Genomic DNA, 19221 nt, shown 5'->3' with positions numbered 1-19221 from the left:
ATTGCTACCCTAAATCGGTTGCAAGGGCATTTTGGATTGCATCGGCTATTTCTTTTTCATGCAAAGCCTTTAAACCTTCCGTTACATTGCGGGCGGGAATGCCCTTATTTATCCAGCTGTTCTTCGGAGACTTAGCGGAAATAATTCTAAACGTCCAATAGGTTGACTTACCTGTCGGAGTGTCAGACATTCTTACCATACCGTCTGCATTGCCTAAGTCATTTTCGTTTAATCTATCTGCCCACGTATATTCATGCCGCTCAATAGCTTCTCCTGCCCAGTTTTCCTCAAAATGCGTTTCTTCCATTACAACACTTTTTTTCATGCGCTCTGCAATTGCATAAATGTCTTCTGTCATTGTGTTTTGAAACGTTACGGTTCCCGGCGTTCCCCAACTAAAGGGCACAATCAAATACGGAATGAGTTCTATCATTTTTGTTTTAGGATTTTTTTGTTTACTTACCCTGCTTTTTTTCCCGTATGGATGCGTTGTTTTCATATCATAACCATCGGTGCCGTATTCAAGTAAGGGGGCTGCCTTAGATTCATTCGATATTGTGTATTCAAGCGGTGCGCTTTTTTTTACCTTTACACCGCCTGAATAATTGCTTGAAGGCTTTTTCATCGGCGGCACTCCCGGAATATCTTTTTGTCCCTGACCGTAGGCTCTCCAAGAGTCCGCTACCATTTTTGCACAACCTTGAAACGTTGCATCGGTTGCAGGAAGAATATCGGATCGTCCTATTTTTTTTACCGCAGCCGCAAGTTCTTGTAATGCGGGATTATCCGCTGTTATTTTAATCTTAACCATTCGTGTGTACCCTCCGAGCATTTTGATAACTTGCAAATAGTTTGAGCACCACTTTGCGCGGTATGCGCTGATCCTCACTTGTTCGCAAGGAAGGAATATTTTGACAAACCCGATATGTCGGATTATACCGATACGTTATTGACATGCTCTCATTCGCTTCAGGCTTTGCAGCTCCAAGCCAATGAATACGGTTTGTCCCAATCAAAATAAAATCTTCTCCTTCTTTAAAAACACTTGTTTTAGTTTCAATTAAATCAATTGAGTCAACAAAAAATTCAGGGATGATATCATCTGCAGTTTCTCTCCCTCGTTTTACAATAACCTTGTTAGTCATTGTTCCTGAAATAATTGTAATAATATCTCCTTCGGAAACATCAAACTTATACGGGAAGGTGCAAACCGCATCCCCATTGTGTTTTTGAATTAAGGCTAGATTTTCTTTGTGTAAGTTTTGCGATAAGACAATAAACTTTACAGGTTTTATGTATTCAATATTTTTTGCAATCAAATACGGATAATCTTCTTCGCTAAGAACTTCAATGCAATCTTTATAATAGTTTAGAATTTCAACATCGGCACCATCTTCGCTTTTTAAGTTTTCTATTTTTAGAATGTCGCAACAGGGGCTGTAATATACTCCCTCGATAGTCGATTTTGGCATGCGTAAATCAGGGATACGATAAAAGCCTTTACATATACGCTCTGCCTTTGTTTCTTTTAAAATGCAAACTAATTCTTGCTCAAAAATTATATCTACCGTCTCTCCTTGCGTAAGCGTATGCTCCTTGTCTTGAAGCTGAATAAAACGATCTTCTTTTTTAAACTCGAACAAAACGCCTGCATAGTTGTAAATACTTTTTATAACACAATCCGCTATGTCTTCCGGTAATTCGATAAGCCCGTCAAAAACAGAAAGCCTCACGTTATCCGTATACTTTTTTTGATACGAATACAGCTCGCCAGAGCCCCCGCATTTTTTACAATGAATATCCGGTTGGTTTCCCGTAGAAACACAGGGGCATTTTTTAGCAACTCTCCAGCGTACATACTGCCCGTGCCTTTCAATCATCGCCTCATAACTTTCTTTCCCAAGTGCAAGAGTAACAGGTGAATTTTTGCCTAAACCGTACGCCATATCAATTTCCTTCTGTTTATAAGGTGATTTCCAGTGTCGTACCGCTTAACGCAAACGCAGCCTTCTTTATAAAGGCTTCGTCAGCCTCTGTCTTTGTATACCTATTTGTTAAGGCTGCGTTTATTGCCGCCATTCCATCTTCATTTGCTTTTAAAGCGTCCGCCAATTCTTTGAGTGTATCGAGCTCTTCAGGCGCATTGTCGACAAGCTCCGCAAGATGCGCCTTTATTTCCTCTTTTACAAACTTCATGTTTGCAGCTTCATTATCGCCTTGAGGATTGGGCACCGCAATTGAGCCGTTCTTATTCCGAATTACATTATGGTAGTGTTCCGTTTTTTCAACGTGCGCATCTAAAGCTTTTTGTGCCATCTCTTTTTGGTTTTGTGAAAACTCAAAACTGATAGTCTCAATTTTTATATTGCTCCACTCAACTTCGCCCTTATACTCGCCCTCATTATTTCCTACGACAAAATTTAAAGATATTTCTTCATCGGGAGCATCAGGCTCATATAAAAACTCAAGGCTTATGCTCCCGTTTGCCATAGCTTGTATCTTATCAGATTCAGATAATACGCCGCGTTTATTGCTCATGCAAACAATTTGCGCATAATCGGGTATAACATAAGTCGTTGCTCTAAAATCAGAGGAGATACCATACCTCGTTCCGGTTTTAAAAACATCAAGCCCATTTGCAACAAGAATAAAACCGTCTTCATCTTTTACCGTTTGCACAAATCCTTGTAAACTTACAGGAGTACTGTCGGTAAGAACCTTTTCTTTTTGTCCTGTTATAAAATCATCTACACTTACTGCCGCTTGTACAGCTTTTAATGATTTTTCTACAGCAAGAAATAACGCATTATGCATACCGCCGTTATCTTTAAGCTCTTTTTTTAAATCATTATAAGCTTTTGTTAAATCTTCAAGCGCCTTGCCAAGCGCGGGCATTGTCATTGCCACTATATTCCTCCTATTCTTTTAACAAATCCATTTCAGAATACCCAAGATTTTTCATTACGGCTTTTTTAGGAGCCGCAACTTTTTGCTCTTCCATTTTTTCCATTTGCCTAAGCATTCTAAATTCATCTCTATCATACTCAAGCGAAAACTCATACAGTATTTTTAACGTCCATTCATCAGTCGGCACTTCCTTCAAGCCCGTCAAAAATACCATTGTCCACAATAGGAGCAGCACTTTCTCCGGTAGATACTCCTGTAAGCTCTTCTGTCCCCGCCTTAAGGCGTTCTTGCACCTGATCACGAAACTCACATGCCTTTTGGTAGAGTTCGATTAAAAACTCATCGCAAGGCACCTCCTCAAATCTAAAACCGTTTTGCTTTTTCTTTACCGCCTCAAGCCATTCAGGTCCTTTAACGATAACCACGTTCAACGTTGAACAAACAAGATTCCTGGTTTCCGTATCAATATCAAAACTTGTGGCAGGAATACCGCATCTGTTTATACCCATAAGACGCCCAATTTGCAGGCGGTCTTTTTCTTTCGGAAACTTTACCGTAAAACTTCCGCGCGAAGTTTCTATTTCGCCTGTTGCATCCTGCCCAAGCAAAAGCTGTATAAATAAATCTTCGCGCTTTGAATCGCTTAAAGATTTATTTTCAATATCCGTGCCCGTTACAGGCACCGCATTTTCAACTACCTTTATTTCCATTTCTTTTTATTGCTCCTTTTTATGTTATTTCAAAAATGAATTGTTGTGTTCTTGTACGCTCCAATCAAGAGCTTTCATGCTTACATCGCCTTTTACATAACTTGAACCTTGTCCGCTTATAGTTCCTGAATCAACGATAATACCTTCAAACGTTGCTACTATATTTCCATTGTCTTCATCCTTGAAGTCCATGTATGGAATTTTCGTAACAACCTTATCATCGCGGATTGATTTCGGACTGGGGAAAAAGGTGTAAAGCGATATCTTTACATCATTTGTTTTACTTATCGATATACCGTTTTTTATTACATCCTTCGATGGTAAAAACCCTGACATGCTTATTGAGCATGAAACTCCTTGAGCATCAATCGACACAGGAACTAATTCTCCCAGTACTCGTGCCTCTTGTGTCATGTACGATAAAGAAGCGCGAAAGCTTTCTACAAAGCCTATAACTTTTGCGGTACTCGCATTTTTCCCGGATCTAACATAACAGCGGTATCCTTCGGTTAATATTTTTTCACTTACTCTCGGTAATGGCATTTCCTATCCTCCTAAAAAAATTATATAGCGACCGTAACAGCCGATCCGGAATACACATGATTGTTTTCCGTAATAAAAATAAAGTTTCTTGGAGCTACCAAATATCTACTAAACGTGATAAATGTTGTATCCCCCTCTTCTCGAGTTGATATGCCCCAAATAAGCTCCCCGTCATCACTTTTTAAAATTAAGCCTGCGCTAAACCAATCATTAGCCGCCTGCAAAAGAGTTGCTAAATCATCTTCTAAACTTCCGGATATTCCCGGTGTGCCGATTGCAGCTCCAAGCCGTTGGCGTAAATCCATGCTCATGTATATTGATTCCCGCACCATACTGCGCTCAACATCTTGTAAGGTGTCTCCCTGATAGGTTGTCATAGCTCTAATTGTAACAAGTGCTCCGTCATCATTTTTACCGCCTGCCAATACGCCTGCTTGAATAAGTTTTTTAAAATCGGTAGGCGAATGTTTTTTAGTAAACTCAACAACATCAACAACCTTATTTGTAAGCGGCTCGTTAATTGCAAGACAACTTTCCAAGCCTGCAAGCTTACAGGCAAAATATGAAGCGGGGAAGGTTTCAATGCGCCCCGTCATCGGGTTGACTGCTTTAATTGAATCACCTGTGTAAGAACATAAACGGCTATTAAACATTTTCGCTTTTTCAATTGATTTTTCATTTGTCTCGTTTACGCCGCCGCCTAAAATACAAGTTCGCTCCTTGCGGTTATCAACACTGCTCATAAGTTCACAATGTCCGACAATGAGATTGTGTATCATCTCATCTTGACAAGGTGTTGTAATGATATTGATTTGTTCCGCTTTTAAAGCTTGCAATGCTGCAACCCACTCAAGAGCTATTTCACTTGCGCCGACACCTCCCGCAAAATTGACAAAATCTGAATCGGTTTCAGGAAGATTATTATCATGCGAAAGTAATTCTACCTTGTCGATAAAATCGCTTTCGGTAAGTTTTTTAATCATTGCATAAAGATTGCCGAACATAAAAAAGTCTTCATCTTTTTTTGCTGTTTCTTTTGCAATAAAATCTAATTCCCTCGATGAAGTGGTAGGCTCCGCATTTGTATTTATTGACGCAACATAACAGCCCTTTGCAATAAGCCTATTTGCCACAGCTTCAATAGTCGGATATTCCTCAAAAAGAATTTCTATGCCGTCTACCGTTTTATCGGGCACTTCAATTTTTAACGCATCGGTGTGTACCGAAACTTTGCAGGCTGCCCCCGTGCCGGTATATTTTATTTTTAATAGCTCATTTTTAATCGGTCCGATAGTTTCAGTCTTTGTGCCGTTTTTCAACACAAGAGTTACTGTGTGCGCACCTGAATCATTGGTAAGCTTTAATTGTAAGCTGTTTGCTCCAACTCCGTATTCTTTAGAAAAAAGTTTTAATACATCCGTTCCGCCCGCTTTAAGTGTTCGGGTTGCTTGCTCCGCATTTCCGACACGCATTGCAAAAACGCTCTGCGGTGTATAGCCCTTTGCCGGACTAAAGGCGTGTGCTATTCCCTCCAGCAATTCGCCTCCCTTTAATACCGCTTGTGCCTCTTCAAGAGAGCCAAACTCATATAATGTATTCGGCTTTCCCGCAATTGCATAACCTAAAACTACAAGATTACTTGCGGAAACCCCGCCGCCTTTCCCTTTAATTGACGCGGATCGAGAAAACACTCCCGGCTGAAGATGACTTGTCCTCCGTCCCGCACTTTCGAAAATTCTTGGTCTTACTCCCATTGTTATTCCTCCCAAATCCTTACACAATTTTTTGTTCTAAAAACTCGTTCACTTTTAAAACCCACTGCGCTTCTGTGAATGCCACATCCGCATACATTTTCTGCAAAACAAAAATTACCTCATCATCATACTCACCCTTGCGGTTTTGAAAAAATGTAGTAATACCTATTTGTTTTTCACTTACTTCCTTTGACATTATCAATCACCTCCCAAATAATGTTTTTATTTCCATCGATTTTTGTATCGATTATTGATTGCTCAATAAAATAATCAGCGTTAAAACTTAAGCGGCTGCCTGCAAGTTTTACCCCGAAGTCATAATTAAAATTCCCGCTTCGATCCCCCTGTATGGTGTTGTCAAAAATGACTACATTATTTTTCTTGCGATATTCGGCAAGCGCATCCTTTATGCCGCCTGCAAGAAACAAGCGGCACATTTCATACAATTCATTTTTCAGCTGAATATTCTCGCTCCATATTTCTATACTTATCCGCTCTTGCCGCCGTATTACCCGTGATACTCCGCAGAGCTTTTCTTTTTTTGCAAACTCATTTTCTAAATCTTTTTTTAACTCATCGCAAAGTACATAGCCTTCTTCTTCAAGTAACGGGATATCCGTTTTTTCAAGAATAAAAAAACTGCTTTCTACAAGGTTCATCAACTCCGAAGGTTTTTCATCGCTTTCGGTTGACACCACAACACAAGGGAATATACTTGCGTTATAAGTAAAATCAGGTATCATCAAAGAAAAGGGGTGTTCATTCGTAACGTGAATACTCCAGTTCCGGTAATACTCCTGTGTGCGCAATGCCTTAAAATAATCATCAAAAGCTTTTACTATTACGTGCTCTAAAATGAGCGGTCTATTTAAAAAATACAGCATATAAATTATCCTGCCTTTTTTATACTTGATTTTTCTTGTGATTGTGATATACTTATATCTGTCTGACCGTCATCACAGTTTCGGACGTTAGTCTCAGGGGGCGTACTTTTACGCAGCATTGAGACCTTGACGGCAGACTTTCTTTTTTTTCGATAACACGTAACTAATTCAAGCTGTCCTCTGTTAGATCGAAACTCTTCGACAAATGTTATTTCTCCATTAATGTCTTTTCGAAACTCAATTACAGGGTTATAACGATGCTTTCGTTCTGATAATTTTATACTCGATGGATCATTTATAACTTCTTGCATATATTTCAAATCCTCAAGTTCCAAATTATGAGCTTCTTTGTTCATCACATGTCGAACAGAATTGCTATCAAGAATAATACTTTTTGCATCTAAGCCTGTTACCTCTTTTATTCTTTTTTGTGCTTCACTGCTTACATGTCCTACAAAAAGCCTTTCGTTTGCGTTTTCTTCTATCGCCCTTTTTGCAAAATCGAGTAACTCTTTTTCTGTTGCTGGAGGCTTTTCATACCATTTCTTTTCAGCTCCCTTATTCGTAAACTTTCCCGCCTCGTCGCCGCTTGTATGCTCTGCCGCATAATATTGCTTGTGATTTTTTTCTAAACCGGCACTTGTTTTTTTATCAGAATCAGGTATACTAGTAGTAGGGATGTGCGTAATGCCATCCCTATCGGCTGCACCTTTTCGGTGTACAGTGCCGTCTCGTGAGCCGGGTTCTTTTTCATAAAGAATGCCGGCTTTTTCTATTTTCTTAAATATTTGGTTAAGCCGTTCTTCATGTGTAGAAATTGATACAGAAACATCGCCCTTATCAATCGTAATTGATACAATGTTTTTCTGTTTTCCCTTACTTGTTAGAAAGCATTTTGTGTATACTTTTGCCCCATTCTCTGCCGTAAATACGAGAGCGGGGTCTTTTAATGTATCGTGAGCTGCAATGAATAAATCTTGCCTATTATTTTTTACAAATTTTTGGTATTGATTTTCTCCCATTTTCACAATACCTAAGGGGGTATTAATCGGTTCTCCTAAGTATTTTTGATATTCGTCCTTTGTCCCGGTACCTACTCGAAATTTTTCCGCAGTGTCTATAAGCAGTGTTTTGTAATATTTCTTATCATTTTCTGATAACGTTTCTTTTTTACTTGCACCTCCGGTTCTTTTCTTTTCCTGCGTCTCTGTAATAAACTTGCTTAACTCTTGAACAAAGGGTAAGGGGTTTCCGTTCTTGTCGCTAAACCTGTCCCTGTTTTCAAGCATAACATTCATCATGTCTTTTGCGGTATCGCAAGCGGCAATCTTTTTCTTTAACGCACTAATCGCTAATTTTGCACCGCGTGAATGGCTTTCATATTTCGGCTTCCATTTTCCGGGTGCAGTTTTAATAAACTTTTTTCCCTTCCAATCTCGTACCGTGCCGACAGGCAAACCCTTGCCACCTTTTGCAAGCATAAGCATTTTTGAAAAAGCTTTTTCAATTGCCGCTTTTTCTTTTTTTTCTAAGCTTGCTAAATAGTCAAGTATTTTTTTCTTTATTGCGTTAAAAATAAACTTTTCACTTTCAGCTGATTTTCTCAATAGTAAAACTGTTCTCATAACGCTCCCATCACCACATGCCCGAACTTCATTTTGTTTTCTTCGATATAATTTTTTAATTCATCTTCATACACCTTAATGCGTGCGCCATAGTACGCACTGGTTGCAGATTGAGTGGAGCTAAAGCTTTCACTTACTCCATCCATCGAAAGGCTTGAAGATGAAAAGCCCGAGATAAGTCCGTCTCCAATGATATTCAATAACTCAACAGCGCAGAGCTTTGCGATTACTGCCCGCAAATCCGCCGGCACATCGTCAGAGCTTTCATAACCTGCAACATAATCAATACTGTAAAAAAGATTGCTCTCCCATGTCGCAGCTCCATAAGGAGAAATAGAAGTGTGTATTGCTTTTCGTGTGTCGCTCATTCTAAAAGGACGATTAAAAAATTTGATTAAGCCCTTTGTTTTATCAAGCGTGTAACAATCCATAAGACTTCGCACCTTTTCGGTGCGGCTCAATAAATCAAGCTTTGAAACTTTTATAACAGGTCTTTTCCGCGTAGGAATAAATCCCTGCCGCTGAATGCGGGATTGATGAAAACTATAAAACGATTCTTCTTCGTCATAGTCAACGCCTTTTTTTAATCCCCGCCGTTGCGGCTCACAAGCGATGCGTTTTTTTTCAATTGTAATATTGAGCCTTCGCTCCATTTCACGCAGCGAAGAGTTGATATGAAAGCGCACCTGTTCATCAGTATAAGGCATTCCGTTACTTGCCCTAAAATCAACACCCCAAAGATAGGTGTAATGTAAATCATCCGGCGTAACAATTTCGCCCCACTGTCCTTCAGGTGCTTTATAATTGCCGAATGTATAGCCGACAGGTTTTCCCGCGCCGCACTTTACCCAAACTGAATACTCCCAATCCGCTGCGGCGTTTGTTACATCCTGCACCCGATACCCGTAGACGCCGTCCTTGACATTTTTATCTAAGTAAACATCTTTAACCGGAACGGGAGGCTCCGTTGTTGTTTTTATAAAGCCTGAAGCGGTCAGCGTTTCCCACTCGCCGTCAATACCTGCTTTCCTTTCAAGCCTGTATTCCTGTGTAGAGTTTGGCATTTTGATAATGCAATAATTTTTAGCACTAACCACTTCAAGCATTTATACACTCCTTAGCTTATACTTCAGAGTAAGTAGGAATAGTCAAAAGATATTCAGCGTATTTCTCTTCAAGCTCCGCTATTCCTTTTTCATCGAACGAAACTGTAGAACCGTCAAAGACAATGATTTTTTTCTTTTTGAGTTGTTCATTTTTAATACGTCTTTTACTGCCGGTTGACTTTTGAGGTTTTTTATTTTCCTCTTTTACGTCTGTGTTCTCTTTCTGAGTTTCTCCGCCCGCAGCATCTTTGTTATTTTGCGTTTCGGTTTTCAGAGCCTCCTCATTTTGAACACTCGTATTTTCGTTTGAAGGATTTTGATTTTCACCGGAAGTGTTTTCGGTTAATTTATTTCCTCCTTCGGTTTCTTGATTGTTTTGTGCTGCATCAAGTTTTTTATTTTCAGTTTCTTTTTTTGACATAATAACCCCCTGTTTTTTATTTTCAGTTTCTTTTTTTGACATAATAACCCCCTGTTTTTTATTTTCAGTTTCTTTTTTTGACATAATAACCCCCTGTTTTTTTAAAAGAGCTTCAAAGTGCTTAAGATTTCACGACTTAAGCACTCCTAGCTCTTTTTGCTTTTACCTAGTAATATAAGCCGCCTCTGTATGCGATATTTTTTGCAATAGCGCACCACTCGGGAGCCTTAACATCCAAAGCTGCAAAAAGCTGAATGAGGAAAGGTATCTCGGCTCTGTTACTTTCGTACAATGGACGTGAACGCAATGGACAGAACTGATCCCAGTTAATTACTTCCTGAATTTTTTTCTCAGTTAAGAAAACCATTTGAGCAGTACCCGGCAATTCGATGTTGAAGTCATTGAACTCGGTTGTTCCGCTTTCATCTTTTCCTATTCTCACCATCTCCATTACTACATCCCCGTCTTTTGCAGAGCGGCAAATAACATAGCCTGATTCTGTGTTTTCGGCACTTGCTTTTATTTTAAGAGTAACCTTATGTCCTGCACTTACCGCAACAGAAGCGTCTATTTCCTTGCCGTCCGATATTCCGTATTTATTGACTGAGTGAACGGTGTATTTATAATTTCCGGCATCGGCTGCCGCAAACTTTGATTTTCCATCGGCTGCACTTGTTGTCGTTACTTCAGTAGGAGCTTTCGGGCGTTTCAGAGGCGAACCGTCAGCAGTAACTAAGCCTTTTACATGGAAAAACTTATCTGCACCGGCTTCCTGCCCAAAATATATAGTGGAACCGTACGGCGTCGGGTACTGGTCAACGACAAGGTTCATTGCACCGCTTCCTGAAGTACCAAAGCGGATTCGGTCCCTTATAAGGTCTTGAATATCTTGCGCCAAAATTGGCGGAAAGAAAAGTTTATTGGCATCTCCGCCCGCTTCAAAAATCATTCCTACAGGATCGGTAATTATTCTTTCGCCCACCGTTGCAATGCTCTTGCCGCGGACATCGTAAATGTTTGCATTTTTCGACTTTTCAATCTGACGCAAAACACCGTCAAACTGTGTAGGCACGACAGTTTCATCACCATGAAAACAAAAGTATTCAGCAGCTTTTAAAACATTAAGAGTACCTGCTATCTTTTCACTTGTGTACGCATCTTCAAAACCGTCAACTAATGCCATTTGGTCGGTAACAGCTCTGCGGTCTTGCAGATATTTAATCTTTACAGTTTTTCGCTCAAGCTCTTGATCACTTGTTTCAGAGCCTCCGCCTTCTTCCGTTGTCAGGTACTTATAATTACCTACACCGGTGCGGCGATTATACTCATGAATAGTCGAGTTCACTGATTTTTTCTTAACACTATTTACAAACTTACAATCTTCCTTTTGCTCGCGCATAGCATTAACCATTGTTCCTTCAATATCCTCAGGTATTAAAGTTCGTCCGCCTACCATCTGTGCAGAGTCGGTTTGGTAACCGGCTTGCAATGATTTTAAAAGTTCTGCCTCACTCACAGAAGCTGTTTCTACTGTTGTAAAAAAACCCATAATCTTTTTTCCTCCTCATCCTTATTTTGTTAACTTTTCCTGCAAAAACCGCACATACTTTTGGTCAAGCTGGAATGCGGGATTCTGCAGGGACTTATTGATTTGTGCTTCAATTTTTCCGAATTCGTGTAAAGTTATCTCGCCGTTTTCGATTGCTTTTGAAAGCACCTCCATTGCGGTCTCCTTGTCGGCTTGTGTAAATTGCCCATGCCGCACCATTGCAGCAGCACCGCCTTTTGCCATCGGCTGTTGTCCGCGTGTTGAAATAACAGCACTGCGCGGCAAGGGCTCATTTGAAAGTTGTTCAACCCGCTTCATTGCAGCGGTTAAACCTTCTCCCATGACTTCTTGTTTTTCGCGGCTATGCTGAAAAGACTTAGTAAGCGTAGCGAGTTGTTCTTTAAGTTCTGCAATATTCTTTGTTATTTCGCCTAAGGCTACTGTTGCATCAAGGCTTTTTGTAACAAACTCTTCGCTATCTTTGTCATCGTCATCGTCATCGCTAACACCCTCAAGTTCCTCATCATCATCGATAAGGTCCTTATCATCTAATTCAGGCTTTTCGTCTTCTTTTTTTTCGTCATCCTCTTTCCCTTTTGACTTACCAAATGCTTTTTGCATTTTGGTCATAACATCATCCCAGTAATTTCCTTTACTCATTAAAAAATCCTCCAAAATATTTTCTTGATTTTGCAGTACAGCTTGGATATATTTTTCAGCTGTATCCTCTTCAATGCCTAATCCGGATAAATAGGCTCTTGCCTCCCTTTCATCCGTAATAGTCCCATCAACCACTTTTTCAACTAATGCAGTTAAAATGTTTTTTCCATCTTCGTTTTTCCCTCTCTTATTTCCTTCGATATCTTCGGGAATTAAAGTCCTCCCGCCGGTAAAGGCTTCCGAATCGGTGCCGTAGCCCGCTGACAGTGCCTTCACAAATTCTAAGCTGCTTAAAGACTTAACTACATATGCAGGAGCGACAGTCGGATTAACCGGAGCAATCGTCAGAGCCAAGTCATTCCATAACACCGAAACAATGCGCCCTAAATCCGTCCCGCCTTCTTGGATTCTTTCTACAATTGGAGAAATGCCGCCGACACTTGCCTTAACTCGTGTTGAGCCGTTTTCCAATAGCTCGATAAACTTCTTTGCGTATTTATTGTTTTTGTAGAGCTTGCCGCGAACACGAGTAGAGCTGCCGTCTGTGTACACGCTCAATGGCTCTCCGATAACGTAGTCTTCATCAAAAACCATTTTTGCATTTCCGCCCTCAAGAATTCTTGACTGGTGCAAATGGTCTTTGCTGATAACCCCGTTTTTTAAAAAGTAGTCTTTTGAATCAAGAAGGGCTTGTTGTAAAACTTTTTGCTGTTCAAGGTCTAAGTTTTCATTACTTGCCTCAACATCAAAAATAAAATCCCCCGATTCATCTTTTGAAAAAGAGCCTTTTTTTAATTCCATCTGTAGATAAATACGCTTCTCTTTTTCGTCCATCGTTTTCTCTTGTTCCCCTCCTCATGCTTTGATAACGGAAGCTTAAACCCTCGCCTCGCCGAAACAGAGTGCAAGGAGTTTAAAACTTCCAAAAACTGCCCTTAGCTTTTTTTGAAAAAAGCAAAAAAAAAGGCTGTGAACTCACTTACAAGAGCGTACCTCGCCCGTCAGTCGTAAAAAATGAGAGTCCTTGCTCATTTTCAGACCTTGTAAATAAATTCACAGCCTTCTTTTAAAAGTGCCGCTTTCTCCTGCCCGTTATTCCGCCGCGCCCGTAAAAGAGCCATACAACGGCAAGCAGCTAAAAATGTAAAATATCAGTTACAGATTTTTATTTTTAATCTGTTGCACTTATTATATATTTTTTTTAAAAATAATCAAGAGGGGAATTCAATAAATGTAATATCGAAGTGCAGTTTCCGCAACTTCTTTCATTATTGAAAACATTTCTTCAACAGTCAGTTAAGTTAATAAGGAAATAATGTAACATCTTGTTCTTTCTGTCCAAATGAGCCTTTGAGCTGCTTATGCCTATAATATGATCGTAAGCCGTCAATATGTTCCATTAAATCAGGTAAAATTTTATGCCCCATTGGATCAACTATAAAATCGATACCTTCCCGCCGTGCAAGTTTTGCAGCAGAGACAAAATCACTATCACCTGTTATAAGAACAATTTGATCAGCCAGTTTTTTATAGGCAAGTGTGGCTATATCTATCCCTATCTTCATATCAACGCCTTTTTGCCGTAAAACTAAATCAAAATCGGTTTCGGTTATATCGGTAACTTGCAAACGAATAGAAATTTTCCTCCATAGGTAAAAAAAAACCCGTAACTCCGACCTATCCCGGATAAGTGGGAGGCCGTACTATACAGGTTTATTAAAATGCTGCCAATAAAAGCAGCTTTTATCAATATATACTATTTTTCCTTGTACGTCAAGTAATGAGTTTGCCTCTACGCAATCATCTTTCCCTTGTTTTTCTTATCCACCGTAAAAGTTCTTTTTTTATTTCAGGCGGAATATTTTTAAATTGAATTTTCTGTACCTCTTTTTGAAACCCGCGCCGAATTGCTCCGCCAAAACTTTCTTCCAAAAATCCCGGAGTAAACACAACAGTGCCGGCAAAGTCAACACACAACCGGCACGCGGTTTTATTTTTTTTAAGAAACGGTATTAAAAATTCATCTCTGAATTCTTCTCCGGAATCGGGGCTTAAGTGAATAAATCTTGAGCCTTGAAATTTATAGCCACTCCCACATTCCGCTACTCTTAATATTGCCTCCTTCAATTTTCTCACCTCTTTTTTTGCAGTATATCACAAAAAAAATTGCCTCAAAAAAATGAGAATACTACATTAGCTGATGACACCTTATCTTTGACAAATCATCGCCACATTACGCAATCATCTTTCCCTTGTTTTTCTTATCAAATGCTTTTTCCTTAAACTCCTCAATACTCATTTCATCCATGCTGCCGAAAAAACCAGGTCTATCGTATTGGCGCAAGTAGGCGGCTTTTGCTTCCGCTGCGGAATTGAACCCAAGCATAACCTTGTCTTCATCATACGTACCGGTTGTCGGGTCGTTTTGGTGCACAATAAATACTTGTTCGCTTTCGGGATTGTTCCCGATGTAAGCGTCTACATGGTCTTTATCTTTGCCGACAGTGCCGCGAATGTAACCATAATCATACGCCATCTTAATAGCCCATTCGTGCCCGTCTTTATCAACGCCGCTTCGCACGCTGCCTTTTTTATTTTCGATTGAAATATCCATGCCGTGTATTTTTGTTCTGCCCTGTAACGGGTATCCTGAATACGTAAGCGATTTATAGATATTTTCCGCTACCTTTTTTACAAATACTTTTATAAAGGCTTTTTCCATCGCTTTTTGCATGCTTGATTTTTCCGCAGTATTAGACGATAATAAGGTATCATCACGAGCAGAAAGTCGGGGGCTGCCGGGTTTGGACTTATCCAAACGGCTGATTGTGGGGAGCCCGTCCACAGATGATTTTTGAATGCCGTTTATAGGTTTTTCCCATAACGGCATTTTCTTTTTTAAGAAGTCTTTAGCTTTTGGGATGCTTGATTTTTCCGCAGATTGTGGTATATTAGAAGTAGACGGGGAAGCGTTTCGGACGTATGCGGGAGACTTTTGTATCTGTGCGTCCCCGATACTTTTTAAACCAAGCGTAAGATCAGAAAGGGCAGCTGACCGTTCGGAGTTACCGTTCGTTATGAGGAATTGCCCGCCCTCACGCTTGGTTTGTCTTATCATTTTTTCATATCCCTTTTTATTAACTTTTCTCCAACCAACAATTTCGTGATATTTCTTATTTGTATCCGTATCAATTACCGCAACACAATAATTTTCCCCAACTTTAACAGCTGACCAATAATTAGGTTTATTGCTTGGTTTGCAAAGCATTGCAATATTATTATTGTATAGAGCATTTGCAAGAATCATCTTGCTTTCAGATGGAGAGGCAATCTCTTCATGGCGTGTTGCGTTTTTTTCGATTATTGACCTCTTGAGCAAAACATCTTTTTTCTCAACGCCAATGGTAGCTAAAAAAAAATCAGGTAAACTTGGCAACTTAAAATTCTTCGTTGAATTGCTAAAATCATCATCAGAAATATCAAAAACATCTGAAACGCTTTTCAGGCTCCCCTTATCCGTGAACTTTCCGTTCTCGCCTCGAGGGTGTTCGCCTTCTTCAAATGATTTTTTCATTTTGCTGACAGGAACTTTTACCGTTAAAATATATCGTATCTTTTCCTTTATGTTTTTTTTAACTGTGTTCTTTTGTTCAACCGCTATCGCTTTCCGGATCGCGCCTGTTTGTTTTACAACGTCAAAAAGCTGCTTAAAGGCGGCATTGATTTTTTTTCGTTCTTCGCCTTCGGGGTAAGGCTTCGCTACATTTTCGTCATCCCCACTGTCATAATCATCATTTTCGGTAGCATATGCAAGATAATCATTTTTTCTTCCGCTTGCTTTTAGCATATCGTCAATATATGCAGAAAACGCCCGTGCTGCCATTTCATGTGGAGCTGACCAATACGGTTTTGCTTTCCCGCTGTCAAGAGCTTTTGCATCTTCATGAAAAGCAGAACCCTTTTTGCCGCTATCAATTGCTGCCCGTCCGCCTTCAGCGTTTCCGTAGTATGCACAAATCATTCTAATCCATTCGTTTTTCTGTTTTACCTCATTCTTTGTAATTGGTATTCCCCAGAACTTGTGTGCAAGCTCAATTGCTTTTTCTAGGCTGCCTGCATACCGTATTTTCTCTGCGAGCCCGCTTGTGGCTTTATCAAAATTGAACTTTGCAAGCTTATAGTCTGCACTTGAATACTCAACTTCTTGTTTAATCGGTGTATTCCCTTCTGTCATAGCTTTTACAAGATTGTCAAAAGCTGTCCGCACTTGCAGTACGTGTTCTTCTTGACTGTTTTCTACGGGAGGAGTAATTCCTGCTTTTTTCAGTTTATCTCTTTGGGTGTCAAGTAGGAAATCCTTATACTTTTGTGAATATGAAGTATTGTTTTTTATCCTCATATACTCAGTAAGTAGGTCTTGCTGTTTTTTGCTTAAATGATTCATAGGGTTTGTTAAGAAAACATCGATTTTTCCACCTACCATAGCCTCTGAAATGAGGTTGTCGAAAGCGTGAAACCATTCATGTGCGAGGTTTCCGCCTCCTTTCATTTTTGTGAGGTTGATAACACGCTCCACATGTTCATAATGTGCCTCAGCCTTTGACTTTCCTCTCGATCCAATTGCAAGAGCGAGCCGTCCGTTTAGTGAAATAAGACTATCTGGAATGCCGGTAATATCCGCCAAATCTGCAAAAGCCTCGCACGCATGATCAACATGAAACTTTGCGCTCATCGGGTCTTTCAATACCCAATTCCCGGACTGAATGTCTCGCAAGTTAAACATTTTCTTAAGCTCTTCGGTAGAATGTGCTTTTACATTTCGCCCGCCTTTTCTACTGAATTTTGAAGCAACAATCAATTGAAAAATTGCCCGTCCTTTTCCCTTTGCAGAACGTTTCCCTTTTAGTGTTCCTGTTTCTTTCCATTCCCAATTATCATAATTTCCGTGTTTTGCTTGTTGTATGTGCTTTTCAAAAGTTGCAGACCCGCCAAAACCGCTGTAGTTTATCGTGGCGATAAATTTATTTCCTAACGAGTTCCACGCCGCATAAAGTGAATTTGAGGCAATGGCTTTTTCATTTGCTTCTTTTTCAAAAGCTTGAAGCCTTTCCCGTGCTGCCACCCTTTCTTTTTCAAAATATCCGGATCGAGTTTTTCCATCCCCTACATCAACATTTGAATCCCATCCATTTGCTTTTTGAAACGCCTGTATTTCGGGAGTTTTTTCAAGCTCAGTAAAACTTATTTTAGCTCCGTATTTCTCCCGTCGTAACTTATCCATTAAAGCAGTTTCTTTCATTTCAATATCATGCTTTTTTTTATGCACTTCATCGTATTCTTTTTTTAAATCTAAGTATTTTTGTTGTTGTCGAACTGATAAAAACACTCCCTGTCTTTCATCGTTTATTTCATTAATAGTATCTATTACATCTTGTACTGTTTTACAATCTTCCAACCGCCCACGTAAACCGTTTATTGCGATAACATAATTATGCCTTCCTTCGGGATTGTCGAAAGCTTCTGTTGCAACAGAAGCATAGACTCTGTCGATTAAAAAAGCCGCTCCTCTTGCCATGCCGTTTTTTATCAGCGTATTAAAATTAACCTTGCCGAACACGTTTGATTTTTTTATAAGCTCTTTTGCGCTTCGAGGGTTTTCCTCTAACCCTTCCCAGTCGATTTCATGTTCAAGTATTTGCTCTTCGGCTTTTGCCATTTGCTTAATATAGTTTTGAGCAAGCTCCTTGCGACTGCCTGCAATATAGCCGGTGTCGCGATAACGGTATTGCTCACTGTTCGGATCCCATGTTGCGTCTTTGAGTGCGCTCTCCCGTTCGAAAAGCCCCGTTTGCGGTAAGCCTTCTTTTTTGCGTGCTTCATTCTTTTTTGCCCGCTCTTTTTCTTGCGCCGCAAAATCTTTTTTTGCGTTTTGATTTCCTTTCATTGCTTCAGAGCGATTGCTATTTATGCCGGATTGTGGTATACTGGTCTGTAGAGAGGCGGTAACAGCTCCCACCTGTTTTCTTAAATCGGAGAATTCAGGCGTGTAGCTATATTTGGCGATCACCGTCTGTATAGCGTCTGTTGCCTCTTCTTTTTTACTATGCAAATCATATCCGGTTAAAAGCCATTGTTCTTTATCACCATTCCGTTGTTTTGACACAACAGCCATTACTCCATTTTTTATTATTTCAGCAAAATGATTGTCATTCTTTCTAAAACTACCATCCTTCATTGCATCTTGCAAAAGAATACAAAGAGCCGTAATTTCATCTTCATTTTTTCCGTCCTTGCTATAACGCTGTTCAATAATATGTTTTAGCCCATAGCCGGACTTTCCGGTATTTCCCACATCAACGATTATTTCACCTAAGTCCTTATGGTGCACACTTGAAGACTTACCCGTCTCAAGTACTGAGGTAAGTTTTTTTAAATCTTCTTTTACTGTTGCTCCGCCTATTTTGTTTCCGTCGTCATCTCCGACACTTACGCTTTTTTCTTGTTTATTGTATAAGCTCCACACCTTATACATGAGGCTGCGGTTTATTTTCAGTACCGGTTGCGCCTTCTTTTCGGTTTGGCTGGTAGTTTCTTTTTTATTCTCAGGGCTTTCTCCCTTGCTTTGCGTTTTGCCCGCTGGCTCTGCTGTGCCGCTTACAGGCTTTTTAACAGCTGTCTTATATTTTTCTCGTGATTCTTTTTTACTGAAAATCCCATCCCATTTAAGCCTATTGGTTAGGTACTCAAGAACATGCGCTGCGTATGTTTGTTTATCCACACCGTAATTTTTCGCAATGCTTTCTTTTTCAAACTCATCATCTATTTTTTTTGAGTGAATATTAAACATTGTTTTTAAGAAAGTAAAAGGCTTTTTAAACGTTTCAGCATACATATAATAAAATCCCTTACCGCTTTTTTTCGGCACCTTTCGGATATATTTATGTCCTACCGCTTTTTCCAACACTCTTTCCATCCGCTCGCTTCCAGTATCAAGTTCTATAAAACCGCTCAGTGTTTTCATTATGCGAAAATGCTCATCTTGTCTAATTGTCAATATCATTT

General features: G+C 39.8%; 17 protein-coding genes. All 17 read right to left on the bottom strand.

Annotated elements, in window-relative coordinates; genetic code table 11:
* Positions 1–4: 4 nt before the first annotated feature.
* The 17 genes from FUT79_RS11825 to FUT79_RS11745 all read right to left on the bottom strand — a co-directional run bounded on the left by FUT79_RS11825 (position 5) and on the right by FUT79_RS11745 (position 19219).
* Positions 5–811, bottom strand: coding sequence for a hypothetical protein (locus tag FUT79_RS11825; protein ID WP_024751723.1), 807 nt, complete (start codon positions 809–811; stop codon positions 5–7).
* Complete coding sequence (locus FUT79_RS11820; protein WP_024751746.1) at positions 804–1946, bottom strand: hypothetical protein; 1143 nt, start codon at positions 1944–1946, stop codon at positions 804–806. Before FUT79_RS11820 ends, FUT79_RS11825 begins: the two co-directional genes overlap by 8 nt.
* Before the next feature lie 16 nt (positions 1947–1962).
* Positions 1963–2901, bottom strand: a complete 939-nt coding sequence (locus tag FUT79_RS11815; RefSeq protein WP_231577584.1) for a hypothetical protein — start codon at positions 2899–2901, stop codon at positions 1963–1965.
* A 16-nt stretch (positions 2902–2917) separates the two neighbouring features.
* Positions 2918–3112 carry a hypothetical protein gene (locus FUT79_RS11810; protein WP_148879542.1) on the bottom strand — a complete coding sequence of 65 codons (195 nt, stop codon included), beginning with the start codon at positions 3110–3112 and terminating at the stop codon, positions 2918–2920.
* Complete coding sequence (locus FUT79_RS11805) at positions 3084–3617, bottom strand: hypothetical protein (RefSeq protein ID WP_024751748.1); 534 nt, start codon at positions 3615–3617, stop codon at positions 3084–3086. Before FUT79_RS11805 ends, FUT79_RS11810 begins: the two co-directional genes overlap by 29 nt.
* A 24-nt stretch (positions 3618–3641) precedes the next feature.
* The gene (locus FUT79_RS11800; RefSeq protein ID WP_024751728.1) at positions 3642–4160 is read right to left on the bottom strand and encodes a hypothetical protein; all 519 of its coding nucleotides are present in this window, start codon (positions 4158–4160) and stop codon (positions 3642–3644) included.
* A 20-nt stretch (positions 4161–4180) separates the two neighbouring features.
* Entirely contained in the window at positions 4181–5914 is a 1734-nt protein-coding gene (locus FUT79_RS11795) for a hypothetical protein (protein ID WP_148878920.1), read from the bottom strand.
* A 19-nt stretch (positions 5915–5933) separates the two neighbouring features.
* Positions 5934–6110 carry a hypothetical protein gene (locus FUT79_RS15170; protein ID WP_156009218.1) on the bottom strand — a complete coding sequence of 59 codons (177 nt, stop codon included), beginning with the start codon at positions 6108–6110 and terminating at the stop codon, positions 5934–5936.
* Positions 6091–6798, bottom strand: coding sequence for a hypothetical protein (locus tag FUT79_RS11790; protein WP_148879064.1), 708 nt, complete (start codon positions 6796–6798; stop codon positions 6091–6093). Before FUT79_RS11790 ends, FUT79_RS15170 begins: the two co-directional genes overlap by 20 nt.
* 5 nt (positions 6799–6803) lie before the next feature.
* The gene (locus FUT79_RS11785; RefSeq protein WP_024751750.1) at positions 6804–8423 is read right to left on the bottom strand and encodes a PBECR3 domain-containing polyvalent protein; all 1620 of its coding nucleotides are present in this window, start codon (positions 8421–8423) and stop codon (positions 6804–6806) included.
* Positions 8420–9529: a hypothetical protein gene (locus tag FUT79_RS11780; RefSeq protein ID WP_024751751.1), complete on the bottom strand. Its 1110-nt coding sequence runs from the start codon at positions 9527–9529 to the stop codon at positions 8420–8422. Before FUT79_RS11780 ends, FUT79_RS11785 begins: the two co-directional genes overlap by 4 nt.
* Positions 9530–9545: 16 nt before the next feature.
* Entirely contained in the window at positions 9546–10034 is a 489-nt protein-coding gene (locus FUT79_RS11775) for a hypothetical protein (protein WP_148879065.1), read from the bottom strand.
* 82 nt (positions 10035–10116) lie between these two features.
* Positions 10117–11499 (bottom strand): SU10 major capsid protein, encoded by a 1383-nt coding sequence (locus tag FUT79_RS11770; RefSeq protein ID WP_148879066.1) that lies wholly within the window; start codon positions 11497–11499, stop codon positions 10117–10119.
* Between the two features lie 21 nt (positions 11500–11520).
* Positions 11521–12993 (bottom strand): hypothetical protein, encoded by a 1473-nt coding sequence (locus FUT79_RS11765; protein WP_148889367.1) that lies wholly within the window; start codon positions 12991–12993, stop codon positions 11521–11523.
* 467 nt (positions 12994–13460) lie between these two features.
* Positions 13461–13847: an NYN domain-containing protein gene (locus tag FUT79_RS11755; protein ID WP_280525106.1), complete on the bottom strand. Its 387-nt coding sequence runs from the start codon at positions 13845–13847 to the stop codon at positions 13461–13463.
* 112 nt (positions 13848–13959) lie between these two features.
* Entirely contained in the window at positions 13960–14295 is a 336-nt protein-coding gene (locus FUT79_RS11750) for an STAS-like domain-containing protein (RefSeq protein WP_081718570.1), read from the bottom strand.
* A gap of 97 nt (positions 14296–14392) precedes the next feature.
* Entirely contained in the window at positions 14393–19219 is a 4827-nt protein-coding gene (locus tag FUT79_RS11745; RefSeq protein WP_148889696.1) for an LPD1 domain-containing protein, read from the bottom strand.
* Positions 19220–19221: the final 2 nt, after the last annotated feature.

The organism is Treponema phagedenis (genome assembly GCF_008153345.1).
GTDB classification, from domain to species: domain Bacteria; phylum Spirochaetota; class Spirochaetia; order Treponematales; family Treponemataceae; genus Treponema; species Treponema phagedenis.
The sequence above is the reverse complement of the archived record's forward strand: the minus strand, read 5'-3'. Positions and strand labels throughout refer to the sequence as shown.

Coding starts and splice junctions, on each gene's coding strand:
- FUT79_RS11745 (WP_148889696.1), bottom strand. CDS start 19,219: ATGATATTGACAATTAGACAAGATGAGCATTTTCGCATAATGAAAACA.
- FUT79_RS11765 (WP_148889367.1), bottom strand. CDS start 12,993: ATGGACGAAAAAGAGAAGCGTATTTATCTACAGATGGAATTAAAAAAA.
- FUT79_RS11785 (WP_024751750.1), bottom strand. CDS start 8,423: ATGAGAACAGTTTTACTATTGAGAAAATCAGCTGAAAGTGAAAAGTTT.
- FUT79_RS11795 (WP_148878920.1), bottom strand. CDS start 5,914: ATGGGAGTAAGACCAAGAATTTTCGAAAGTGCGGGACGGAGGACAAGT.
- FUT79_RS11800 (WP_024751728.1), bottom strand. CDS start 4,160: ATGCCATTACCGAGAGTAAGTGAAAAAATATTAACCGAAGGATACCGC.
- FUT79_RS11820 (WP_024751746.1), bottom strand. CDS start 1,946: ATGGCGTACGGTTTAGGCAAAAATTCACCTGTTACTCTTGCACTTGGG.
- FUT79_RS11775 (WP_148879065.1), bottom strand. CDS start 10,034: ATGTCAAAAAAAGAAACTGAAAATAAAAAACAGGGGGTTATTATGTCA.
- FUT79_RS11770 (WP_148879066.1), bottom strand. CDS start 11,499: ATGGGTTTTTTTACAACAGTAGAAACAGCTTCTGTGAGTGAGGCAGAA.
- FUT79_RS11815 (WP_231577584.1), bottom strand. CDS start 2,901: ATGACAATGCCCGCGCTTGGCAAGGCGCTTGAAGATTTAACAAAAGCT.
- FUT79_RS11780 (WP_024751751.1), bottom strand. CDS start 9,529: ATGCTTGAAGTGGTTAGTGCTAAAAATTATTGCATTATCAAAATGCCA.
- FUT79_RS11790 (WP_148879064.1), bottom strand. CDS start 6,798: ATGCTGTATTTTTTAAATAGACCGCTCATTTTAGAGCACGTAATAGTA.
- FUT79_RS11805 (WP_024751748.1), bottom strand. CDS start 3,617: ATGGAAATAAAGGTAGTTGAAAATGCGGTGCCTGTAACGGGCACGGAT.
- FUT79_RS11825 (WP_024751723.1), bottom strand. CDS start 811: ATGGTTAAGATTAAAATAACAGCGGATAATCCCGCATTACAAGAACTT.
- FUT79_RS15170 (WP_156009218.1), bottom strand. CDS start 6,110: ATGTCAAAGGAAGTAAGTGAAAAACAAATAGGTATTACTACATTTTTT.